Annotated in this window: 11 protein-coding genes and 1 tRNA gene; 5 read left to right on the forward strand and 7 right to left on the reverse strand. The window is 72.7% G+C overall.

Annotated features, from left to right (window positions below):
• The 5 genes from AC1DQF_RS19740 to dcd all read right to left on the reverse strand — a co-directional run.
• A partial coding sequence (locus AC1DQF_RS19740; protein ID WP_477526933.1) for a FecCD family ABC transporter permease occupies positions 1–806 on the reverse strand: 806 nt, incomplete at its 3' end.
• On the reverse strand, positions 803–1846 hold the full coding sequence (locus AC1DQF_RS19745; RefSeq protein WP_477526934.1) for a FecCD family ABC transporter permease: 1044 nt from the start codon (positions 1844–1846) through the stop codon (positions 803–805). The genes AC1DQF_RS19740 and AC1DQF_RS19745, both read right to left, overlap by 4 nt.
• Positions 1843–2901, reverse strand: coding sequence for an ABC transporter substrate-binding protein (locus tag AC1DQF_RS19750; RefSeq protein ID WP_477526935.1), 1059 nt, complete (start codon positions 2899–2901; stop codon positions 1843–1845). Before AC1DQF_RS19750 ends, AC1DQF_RS19745 begins: the two co-directional genes overlap by 4 nt.
• 45 nt (positions 2902–2946) lie before the next feature.
• Positions 2947–3615, reverse strand: a complete 669-nt coding sequence (locus AC1DQF_RS19755) for a Pr6Pr family membrane protein (RefSeq protein WP_477526936.1) — start codon at positions 3613–3615, stop codon at positions 2947–2949.
• On the reverse strand, positions 3615–4190 hold the full coding sequence (gene dcd / locus AC1DQF_RS19760; protein ID WP_477526937.1) for a dCTP deaminase: 576 nt from the start codon (positions 4188–4190) through the stop codon (positions 3615–3617). Before dcd ends, AC1DQF_RS19755 begins: the two co-directional genes overlap by 1 nt.
• A gap of 64 nt (positions 4191–4254) precedes the next feature.
• Between dcd and AC1DQF_RS19765 the strand changes: the two genes are divergently transcribed.
• From AC1DQF_RS19765 to AC1DQF_RS19780, 4 genes are all read left to right on the forward strand, one after another.
• Positions 4255–5016 carry an SGNH/GDSL hydrolase family protein gene (locus tag AC1DQF_RS19765; protein WP_477526938.1) on the forward strand — a complete coding sequence of 254 codons (762 nt, stop codon included), beginning with the start codon at positions 4255–4257 and terminating at the stop codon, positions 5014–5016.
• Between the two features lie 59 nt (positions 5017–5075).
• Positions 5076–5151, forward strand: a tRNA-Gly gene (locus AC1DQF_RS19770).
• 375 nt (positions 5152–5526) lie between these two features.
• Positions 5527–6843 (forward strand): C39 family peptidase, encoded by a 1317-nt coding sequence (locus AC1DQF_RS19775; RefSeq protein WP_477526939.1) that lies wholly within the window; start codon positions 5527–5529, stop codon positions 6841–6843.
• A complete protein-coding gene (locus AC1DQF_RS19780; RefSeq protein ID WP_477526940.1) occupies positions 6843–7961 on the forward strand; it encodes a hypothetical protein in 1119 nt (372 codons plus the stop codon). Before AC1DQF_RS19775 ends, AC1DQF_RS19780 begins: the two co-directional genes overlap by 1 nt.
• On the opposite strand, the gene AC1DQF_RS19785 is transcribed toward AC1DQF_RS19780, so the two are convergent.
• Positions 7958–8962: an App1 family protein gene (locus AC1DQF_RS19785; RefSeq protein WP_477526941.1), complete on the reverse strand. Its 1005-nt coding sequence runs from the start codon at positions 8960–8962 to the stop codon at positions 7958–7960. The genes AC1DQF_RS19780 and AC1DQF_RS19785 overlap by 4 nt on opposite strands.
• Positions 8963–9000: 38 nt before the next feature.
• Here AC1DQF_RS19785 and AC1DQF_RS19790 point away from each other — a divergent pair, with 38 nt between their 5' ends.
• Positions 9001–9624, forward strand: a complete 624-nt coding sequence (locus AC1DQF_RS19790; RefSeq protein WP_477526942.1) for a DUF2461 domain-containing protein — start codon at positions 9001–9003, stop codon at positions 9622–9624.
• A 6-nt stretch (positions 9625–9630) separates the two neighbouring features.
• Here AC1DQF_RS19790 and AC1DQF_RS19795 read toward each other — a convergent pair.
• Positions 9631–10209: hypothetical protein (locus AC1DQF_RS19795; protein ID WP_477526943.1), on the reverse strand; the 579-nt coding region annotated here is incomplete at its 5' end.

The following is a 10209-nucleotide window of genomic DNA, read 5'->3' on the forward strand; positions in this document are numbered from 1 at the left end:
ACCGCGACGAGCACCACGCCCATGAGGAGGAGCAGCTCGCTGCGGGTCCGCGAGACGCCGAGCCCCGCGGCCGTGTCGTCACCGAGCTCGCTGGCGCGCAGCGACCGGCACAGCCACCACGTGAGCGGCAGGAGCACGACGAGCACGACGGCGAGCAGGCGGATGGTCGGCCAGGCGACCCCGTTGACGCTGCCGGTCAGCCACCGCAGCACCAGCTGGGCGTCGTACTCGTCGACGCGGGTGAAGACGTACTGGATGACCGACTGCATGGCGGCCGCGAGCCCGATGCCGACCAGCACCAGCCGGTGGCCGCCGTGCGGACCGGCGACGAGCCGGACGACCAGCGCCACGGCGACGGCCCCCAGGACGGCCACTCCGGAGACGGGCAGGCCCTGCCACCCCCACAGGGCGATGGCGACGACGGCCATCGCACTGGCCCCCAGGCTCACCCCGATGATGTCGGGACTGGCCAGCGGGTTGCGCAGCGTCGTCTGGAACAGCGCGCCCGCGACCCCAAGGGCCACCCCGGCGAGCACCGCGAGCACGGCTCGCGGCAGCTTGCTCTCCATCAGGATGTAGGTGGCGCCCGGGATGTCGGTGCCGGTGAGGATCCGGACGAAGTCCGGGACCGTGATCGTGTAGTCGCCGAGCAGCACCCGGGCGGCGAACGCGCCGACGAGGACCGTGGCCAGGCCGCCGACGACGAGGCGGGAGCGACGACGCGGCGTACGCCGGGCCGCCCGGACGACCTCGAGCGCGTCGGTGCCCGGCGCCGCGGTGAGGGCCGGGGTCAGCGCGGCGGTCACAGCGCTCCGCTCCCGGACCGGCCCCGCCGGACGAGGAGGAGGAACACCGGTACGCCGACCACCGCGGCCATCACGCCGACCTGGACCTCGGCGGGCGGCAGGACCACCCGGCCGAGGGTGTCGGCGAGGACGACCAGGGCGGCCCCGCCGAGCGCGGCGAGGGGCAGCAGGCGTGCGTGGTCCGAGCCGACGAGGCTGCGCACGGCGTGCGGGACCACCAGGCCGACGAAGGCCACCGGCCCGGCGAGCGCCGTCGCGGTGCCGGCGAGCAGGACGACCGCCACCCCGAGGACGACGCGGTCGATCGCCGTACGACGCCCGAGTCCGCGCGCCAGGTCGTCGCCGAGCGCCAGCGTGTTGAGGAGCCGGGCCCCGGTCAGCGCGAGGACGGCCCCGACCAGCAGGAAGGGTGCCCCGGTCAGCAGCACCTGGAGGTCGCGGCCGCCGACCGTGCCGACCTGCCAGTGGCGGAAGGTCTCCATCGTCTGCCGGTCGACGAGGAGCACCCCGGTCGTCCAGCTGCTCACCGCCGCGGTGAGGGCGGCTCCGGCGATGGCGAGCTTGACCGGGGTCGCTCCGTCGCGACCGAGGGAGGCGATGACGTGGACGAGCACGGCGGCCACCGCCGCACCGAGGAAGGCGATCCACAAGAAGTCGCGCAGCTCGGAGACGCCGAAGACGGAAAGACCCACCACCATGGCGAAGCTGGCCCCGGCGTTGATGCCCAGGATCCCGGGGTCGGCCAGCGGGTTGCGGGTCAGCCCCTGGAGCACGGTCCCGGCGAGCGCGAGGGCGGCGCCCACCGCCAGGCCCAGCAGGGTGCGGTCCACCCGGGCGCGGGAGACGTTGTGCAACGGGTGGGACCCGTCCCAGACGGCAGCGAGCGGGACCGACCGCGCCCCCACGACGAGCGAGAGCACGCAGGCCACCGCGACCGCGCCCACGAGGAGCGCGGTCACGGTCGGTGTCCCCCACCGGAGCCGGGATCGGCCCCCGCGGCCGACCTCCGACCCGTGCTCGAGGACGGGCGTGGCGGTCATGAGCCGGTGACCGCCTCGACGACCTTCGGGATGAAGGTGTCGATGATGACCGGGATCGAGAGCGGGGTCGGGTTGGTGGACGCCATCGCGACCTCCTTGCTCGACTCGGCGTAGAAATGGCCAGACGCGATCGCCGGGATCTGGCCGAGCAGGTTGTCCTCGACGAAGGTCTGGGCGTCGCCGGGCTTCTCCACCCAGGTGAGGAGCACGTCGGAGTCGAGCTCGGAGGCACGTTCGGCGGAGACGGTGCCGTAGAACTCGCCCTCGTCGATCGCTCCGTCGACCGCCGGGGCGTCGACCATGCCGAAGTCGCGCAGCAGGGCCACCCGCGGGTCCGCGGGGGCGTAGATGCCGATGGTCGAGAGGTCGGCCGGGGTGAGGTAGCCGTAGATGAGCGAGGCGCCGTCCAGCGCGGGGTTGGCCTGCTCGGCCGCGTCGATCTCCGCCTCGGCCTCGTCCTCGACCTGCTCGGCGAGGTCGCTGCGACCGAGGGCCTCGCCGACCATCTCCAACGAGGTCTGCCACGGCGTCGTCCAGGGGAACTCCGGGTAGGCGACGACCGGCGCGATCTTGCTGAGCTTGGCGTACTCCGCCTCGGTGATGCCGGAGTTGGTCGCGAGGATGACGTCGGGCTCCAGCTGGGCCACCTCGTCGATGGGCGCACCGTCGGAGTCGTCGTACCGCACCGGGGCCTCGGCGCCGGCCTCGTCGACCGCGGCGTCGAACCAGTCGGAGGAGCCGGCCTCGTTGCCACCCCAGGTGAGCCTGGTGGCGCCGACCGGGACGACCCCGAGGGCCAGCGCGTGGTCCTGGTCGGTCCAGCCGAGGGTGGCTACCCGGGTGGGCTCCTCCTCGATGGTCGTCTCGCCGAAGGCGTGCTCGATGGTGACCGGGAAGGCGTCGGCCTCGGCCGAGGTGGTGGCGGTCGGCTCCCCGGCCGTCGCGTCGTCGGACGTCGAGCCGGTGCTGCACCCGGTCAGCATCGCGGCGACCAGACCCGTCGTGGTGGCGGCGACCGAGGCGCGCAGGGAGGCACGGTTCATGGGGAACTCCATCTAGTGAGGCTTGCCTAATTGAGGCAACCCTAACTTAGGCTCCCCTTACTTCAGTTGAGGGGTCCGCTCCAGGCGGTCATCGGCCTTCCACGCCGCGCCGGCGAGAGCGACGAAGAGGACCGCGACGCCGAGGCAGGCGAGCGCCACGGCGGCGTACCCCCGCTCGTCGACGTCGAGGAACGGGTAGGGGTAGAAGCCCGTGGCGGCCCCGCGGACGAGCGTGTAGGCGAGCCAGGCGATCGGGAAGACCAGGCTGGCCAGGACGTCGCTGCGCCGGATCCGTCCCCGAGGTCCGAACGCCACCCAGCCGATCACGGCCAGCAGCGGTACGACGACGTGGAGCAGCTTGTCGACGAGGTAGTCGGCGCCCGACAGGTCGAGGATCGGGCGCAGCAGGAACCAGTGCACGACCCCGGTCACGGCGATGCCCACCAGCGAGGTCAGCCGCAGCACCCGCCAGCCGGTGCCGTCGCCGTCACGCGCCAGCGCGAGCGTCCACGTCACGACGGCGACCAGGATGTTGGACAGGATCGTGAAGTAGCCGACGAACCGGACCAGCCGCTCCCCCAGTGCCGGCGGCTCGACGTCGTCGAGGACGGCGTTGCCCTGCCAGACCAGCACCAGCTGGAGGAGGACGGCCACGGTGGCCACCACGGCCGTGGCGAGGTGCCACCCTCGGGCGCGAGTCAGGGGCACCGCGGCGGCGCTCGCCATCAGATCGTCGTGCGGTGGAAGCCCTGGAAGGAGCGGCTCGGGGTCGGACCCCGCTGGCCCTGGTAGCGGGAGCCGTACTTCTCCGAGCCGTAGGGGTGCTCGCTGGGCGAGGTGAGCCGGAAGAAGCAGAACTGCCCGATCTTCATGCCCGGGTAGAGCTTGATCGGGAGCGTGGCGACGTTGGCCAGCTCGAGCGTCACGTGGCCGCTGAAGCCCGGGTCCACGAAGCCGGCGGTGGCGTGGGTGAGCAGTCCGAGGCGGCCGAGCGAGCTCTTGCCCTCGACGCGCGCCGCGATGTCGGCGGGCAGGCTGACGACCTCGTACGTCGACCCGAGGACGAACTCGCCCGGGTGCAGGATGAAGGGGTCGTCGCCCTCGGGCTCGACCTCGCGGGTGAGGTCGGACTGGTCCGCCGCCGGGTCGATGTGCGGGTACTTGTGGTTCTCGAAGACCCGGAAGAAGCGGTCGAGGCGCACGTCGATGCTCGACGGCTGGAGCATCTCGGGATCCCACGGATCGAGGGCGATCCGGCCCTGGTCGATCTCGGCGAGGATGTCGCGGTCGGAGAGCAGCACGGGGGCAGCCTAGTGACCCCGACCCGTCGACGGCGGGGGACGAGGCGATCTGGACAATGCTCGGGTGACCTTCCACCGTTTCGTCGCCCTCGGCGACTCCTTCACCGAGGGGGTCGGCGACCCCGATCCCACCCGTCCCAACGGCCTGCGCGGCTGGGCGGACCGGGTGGCCGAGGTGCTGGCCCCCCGGACCGACGACTTCGGCTACGCCAACCTCGCCATCCGCGGCCGCAAGCTGCCGGCCATCCTCGACGAGCAGCTCGAGCCTGCGCTGGCACTCGCCCCCGACCTGGTGACGATCCACGGCGGCGGCAACGACATCCTGCGCCCGCGCATCGACGTCGACGCCCTCGTCGCGGCGTACGACGAAGCCATCGGCCGCCTGGTCGCCAGCGGGGCGCGGGTGGCGATGTTCACCGTGTTCGACCCGGGCCCGACCGGGGTCTTCGCCGCGATGCGCGGCCGGTTCGCGCTGTTCAACGAAGGGGTCCGCGAGATCGCCGACCGGCACGACGTCACCCTCGTCGACATGTGGCGGATGCGCGACGCCGACCTCTCCCTGATCATGGACACCGACCGGATGCACCTCAACGCCGCAGGCCACCAGGACATGGCGCGGCGCGTCCTCGACGCCCTCGGGATCGACCACGTCCTCACGCCCATCAACCCCGAGCCCCGCCCGCTGCTCGGTCGCCGGGACCAGGTGGTCGAGCACGCGCGCTGGACCCGCGAGTTCCTGGGTCCCTGGATCCACCGCAGGATCACCGGCCGCTCCTCGGGGGACTCGATCTCCCCCAAGCGGCCGACCCTCGCGCCGGTCGACTGACCCTGGCCGCGCCGCTCACGGGGACCGCGCCGGCGTCGGGTACGATTCCGGCGCATCCTGCGGATGTAGCTCAGTTGGTAGAGCGCGACCTTCCCAAGGTCGATGTCGCGAGTTCGAGTCTCGTCATCCGCTCCAGTTCAGTTCAGTTCTTGGTTCTTCCACGCAGGCCCCGTCCGGATCCGATCCCGGCGGGGCTTTCGCCTTCCCGGGGTAGTCCGTGACGATCGGACCCTCCCGAGCCCCGATTCGGGGTCCGTTCGTCACGGACTACCGAAGTTCCGGCGCGACCTTCGTGATCTCCCGGGGTAGTGGGACGAATCGGTAGGCGTTCGGCCTGAATCCCCCACCAGAACGTCCCAAACTACGCAGCGGACACGAATGACATCCATGTCATTCACGGCGTGTCGGTCCCGTGTTTCTGGTGTGACTGGTGAGAAACTTGCGCCTTTTGTGATCAGAGGGGACAGTGTGACGGCCAGCGTCACTGCTCCTGATCGAGGTCTTCCCCCCATGCCGCACTCGGACAGCACCCCCGCCGCCCCCCGTCGTACGACGTCCAGCACACCGCGGCGGACGCCCGGACGCGCCGTCGCCGCGGGCCTCGGCGCCCTCGTCCTCCTGGCCGCGGGAGCTCCCCTCCTGCCCGACGCCACCACGCCCGACGCCGCCCTGTCGCCCGAGGCTGCCAGCACCGCGCTTCGCACCAGCGGCACCGCCGGGCCGGGCGTCGTCACGCCGGCGATGCAGGCCGAGATCGACCGCGTCGTCCGCGAGGGCACGAGCGCCCGCGTCTCCCCGAGCGCCTCGACGCGCACCCTGGCGGACGCGGCCGCGCGCTGTGCCACCTTCGACGGCCAGCGCTACTGCCTGGGCACCGGCTGGACCACCTMGACCGAGCGTGAGGTCGCCGCCCGCCTCGTCGCCGGCACGCCGGCCGGTCGTGAGCGCACCGGCGACCTCGACCCGGCGGCCGCCCTGCGCCAGCAGGCCCGGATGACGCCGGTGGCTCGCGCCGCCGTCGAGCGGCTCGAGCTGACCGTCGCCGCCAAGTCGGTCGCGAAGGTCTGGCTGCTGCGCCACGAGATCCAGGGCGTCCCACTGCCCGCCGACTTCGCCCAGCGCCACCCCGAGGCGATGCTCTCCACGCAGGCCCGCGACACCCCGACCACCACCACCGACACCACCACGTCGACCACCAGCACGACCGACACCAGTGTCGCCGTCGCGCCGGCCGCCCCGCCCCCCAAGACCGCGGCGGACTACCCCGAGACCTTCCAGATCCTCAAGCAGAAGCAGGTCCGTCCGCAGCAGCGCTACTACTGGTGCGGCCCCGGCGCGATGCAGATGATCGCGTGGGGCTGGGACGGCAGTCGGCGCAACCAGGCGCACTGGGCCGGCGAGCTGGGCACCACCACCGCGGGCACCTCGATCACCGACATGGTGCAGGTGGTCAACGAGTCCACCGGCTGGGGCGGGGCCGACTACGCCGGCGAGTACATCGTGCTCGACATCGGCGACTTCACCTTCAAGCAGTGGTACCTGCTGATGATGAAGCACGTCCATGACTACCGCGCCCCGGTCGTCCTGCACCCGATCCTGCTCAAGCAGTACTACCCCTACCTCGACGACGACGCCTCCGGCCACTTCCAGGTCGGCCGCGGTTTCGACCAGAACCCCGGAGGTCGCCCCAAGCTCGGCTACTTCGAGCCGTGGGACCAGAACAAGTTCGACCCGTCCGAGCCGCGGATCGCCCGCACCCAGTGGCAGAACGCCTACAAGAGCTACCGGGCCAACCAGGCCCACTTCCAGCACAACGTCGGGGTCTGATGCTGCGCGCCACCCGCACCCGTACGACGCTCGCGGCCGCCCTGCTGCTGCTCCTGGGCGCGGCCCTCGTGGCGTGCGGGGACGGGGCGGACTCCCCGGACGGGGGCGACGGCTCGAGCAGCCCGACCTCGCCGAGCGGGTCGGCCAGCGAGCCGGCGGGCGAGTCGACCGAGCCCTCGGCCCCCTCCCCGAGCGCCGGCCCCCTCGACTGGCAGCCCACCGGCCACGGGCCCCAGGACCGGGTCGTGCGGGGCGCGGCCTGGACCGCCGTCGCCACCGAGACCGAGGTGACCTTCGAGCCGACCGGCGGCGGTGACGCGGTGGTCGTACCGAGCCCCCTGGGACGCAGCACCGACGCCGTGCTGCTCGAGGGCGACACGGCCGTCGTGTCGTTCGCCGCGGGCGGCGAGACGACGTCCGGCGCGGCCGTCCGCGTCGACCTGGCCACCGGCACGCAGACCGACATCGTCACCCCCGAGCCGGCCAACGGCGGTTCGTGGGCGATGTACGACGACAGCCTCTGGTACCCCACCCTCGGCCGGGGCGGCGACTACTGCCTGGCCACGCTCGCGGTGAGTGACGGCAACGGCGAGGACGGCTGGTGCGCCCCGCAGCGGGCCGGCTTCAGCAACCTGACCGCCGGCGAGCACGGGGTGGGCCTGATGACCTTCGACGACGCCCGCCCGGTCGCGTGCCGCACGGTCCACCTGCTCGACCAGGCCGGCGAGCCACAGCCCGTCGAGGGTCCCGCCGCGTGCACGGCCTGGGACGTCGCCCCGACCTCCGCCGGCGTCATCTGGTCGGAGGTGCCGCGCGAGCAGCGCCAGGAGGTCGCCCGCTTCAGCGCGAGCGTGGACGGCCGCGTGCAGGTGCTCGGCAGGGGCACGACCGGCACGCTGATCCCCTGCGGCGGCGACGCGTTCTTCGTGCGCGACCCCGCGGGACGTGACGACCCCGCCCGCCTCCTGCGCTGGGACGGCTCCGCCCTGAGCGTCGCCTACGAGTCGGAGTCCACCGGCAACGCTTTCCTCGGCGAGCCCGGGTGCGCGGACGGCATCGTCACCCTGTCGTCGTTCGGCGAGGCCGGCGACGAGCAGGTGTGGGCCGAGGTCGGCTAGACCAGACCCCGCAGCCGCTCGGCGAGGACGTGGCCGTCGGCGCCCCGCACCTCCGGGCGCCCGTGAGGCGGCCGCCCCTCGTGCAGCTCGGTCGGCGTGCCGTGAGCCAGCACCTGCTGCCCCATCGGCAGCTCCCGCAGCGCGATCGCCCGCACCAAGTCCGGGTGCTCGCGGGCGAACTCCGCGTAGATCACCGGGTCGCGCTGGCCGTCGTCGCCGACGAGCACCCAGCGGATCGCGGGGAAGTCCGCGACCAGCCCGCGCAGGCACGCGAGCTTGTGCTCGCGCCCGCTGCGGAACCAGCCGGTGTTGGTCGGCCCCCAGTCGGTCAGCAGCAGCGGGCCGCGGGGGAAGCCGTGGTGGGCCAGGAAGCGCGACAGCGCCCGGGCCGCGTTCCACGGGCCGGTGGAGACGTAGATGGTCGGCGCGCCGGGTCGATCGGCGAGCAGCTCGGCGTACAGCTCGGCCATCCCGGCCACCGGCGTCCTCGCCTCCTCCGCGAGCAGGAAGGTGTTGTACGTCGCCACGAGCAGCCGCGGCAGCCAGGTCGTGATCACCGTGTCGTCGATGTCGCTGACGATCCCGAAGTCCACGTCACCGCCCACGACCAGGACGTCGGCGGTGCCCGGCTCGGCGCCGGCGGTGGTCAGCCCGACGGCGTGCCAGCCGGGCGAGAGCCCTCCCCGCGGCAGCCGCACGTCGACGATGCCGGACCGGTCCGTGACCGTCTCGAAGGTCTCGCCGGCCACCGTGACCGTGACGTCGATCCCGCCCAGCTCGGCGGTCAGGAAGTTGCGCCAGCCGCGCCGCAGGTCGTTGCCCCGGGCCCCTCGCTCCGCCGGTCGGTCCAGCACCACGCGCGCGAGGACGCGCACGAAGTCGGGGCCGCCGTAGCCGTCGTACCCCACGACCGTCGGGCGCCAGCCCCGGCGCGCGAGGACGCCGCCGAGGGCGCGGTTCCACCGGTCCTCGACGACCGCTGCCAGGTGGGGCCTGCTCATGGCGAGTGAGTCTGGCAGACCTCACTAGAGTCGGGCGGGTGAGCTTCACCGGATTCCCCGTCGCCGCCCTCGACTTCTACGACGACCTCGAGATGGACAACACCAAGTCGTTCTGGGAGGCGCACAAGACCGTGTGGACCGAGTCGGTCAAGGCCCCCATGACCGCGCTGGTCACCGACCTCGAGGCCGAGTTCGGCAGCGCGAAGGTGTTCCGCCCCTACCGCGACGTGCGCTTCGCCAAGGACAAGACGCCGTACAAGACCCACCAGGGCGCCTTCGTCGGCATCGCTCCGCGCACCGGCTGGTACGTCGAGATCTCGGCGCGCGGGGTGCGCACGGGGGCCGGCTTCTACGACGCCGACGGCGAGCAGCTCGGCGCCTTCCGCACGGCCGTGGCCGAGGAGCGGCGCGGCACCGAGCTCGAGCGCATCCTCGAGACCATCGCGGCCGAGGGCTACGAGATCAGCGGCGAGCAGCTCAAGACCGCGCCCCGCGGCTACGACCGGGAGCACCCGCGCATCGGACTGCTGCGGCACAAGCAGCTCTTCGCCGGCCGGACGATCGGCTTCGAGCCGGTGGTGCACACCCCCGAGCTGCTCGAGCTGGTGCGCGACGACTGGCGGGCGCTGCGGCCGTTGGTCGAGTGGCTCGCGCGGGCCTGACGTGTCTCACGCGTACCAGGCGTCGCTGGTGGCCAGCGCCTCCATCTGGGACATCGTCAGCACCGGTTCGGGGGCGACCACGACGCCCTCCTTCTCGCCGGTGCTGTTGTACGCGATGACGTCGATCTGCCAGCCGTCGTGGGTGGCCAGGACCAGTGACCGCTCGAGGAACGTCGGCGGGACCCCGGTCCCACCGGACTGACGTACGTCCTCGCGCAGCAGACGGGAGCCGTCGGACAGCGTCGTGCAGTCCGGCTCGACGGCCGGCTCGCAGATGTGGCTCGGCGCCAGTGGTCGCCCGCCGTCCTCCACCACCAGCGGGTTGTTGTACCACCGGATGCGGAAGGAGACGAACCCGCTGCGGACGGACCCGTAGAAGAGCCGGGGCAGGTCCTTCCCGGACTCGTCGACGAACACCTCGTGCACCTCACTTGCTCCAGTCATGTCCCGGATCGTCTGTGCCATCTCCTCCGGTGCGACCAGCGGCCGCAGCACCTCGGCGGGCGGCGCCACGTCGGGGGACCCTGCGGTCGGGGCCGACGTGGCGGGCTGGACCGGCCGCGGGTCGCGGGCGGAGTCCACGTC

This window comes from Nocardioides sp. P4_G4 (assembly GCF_056401085.1).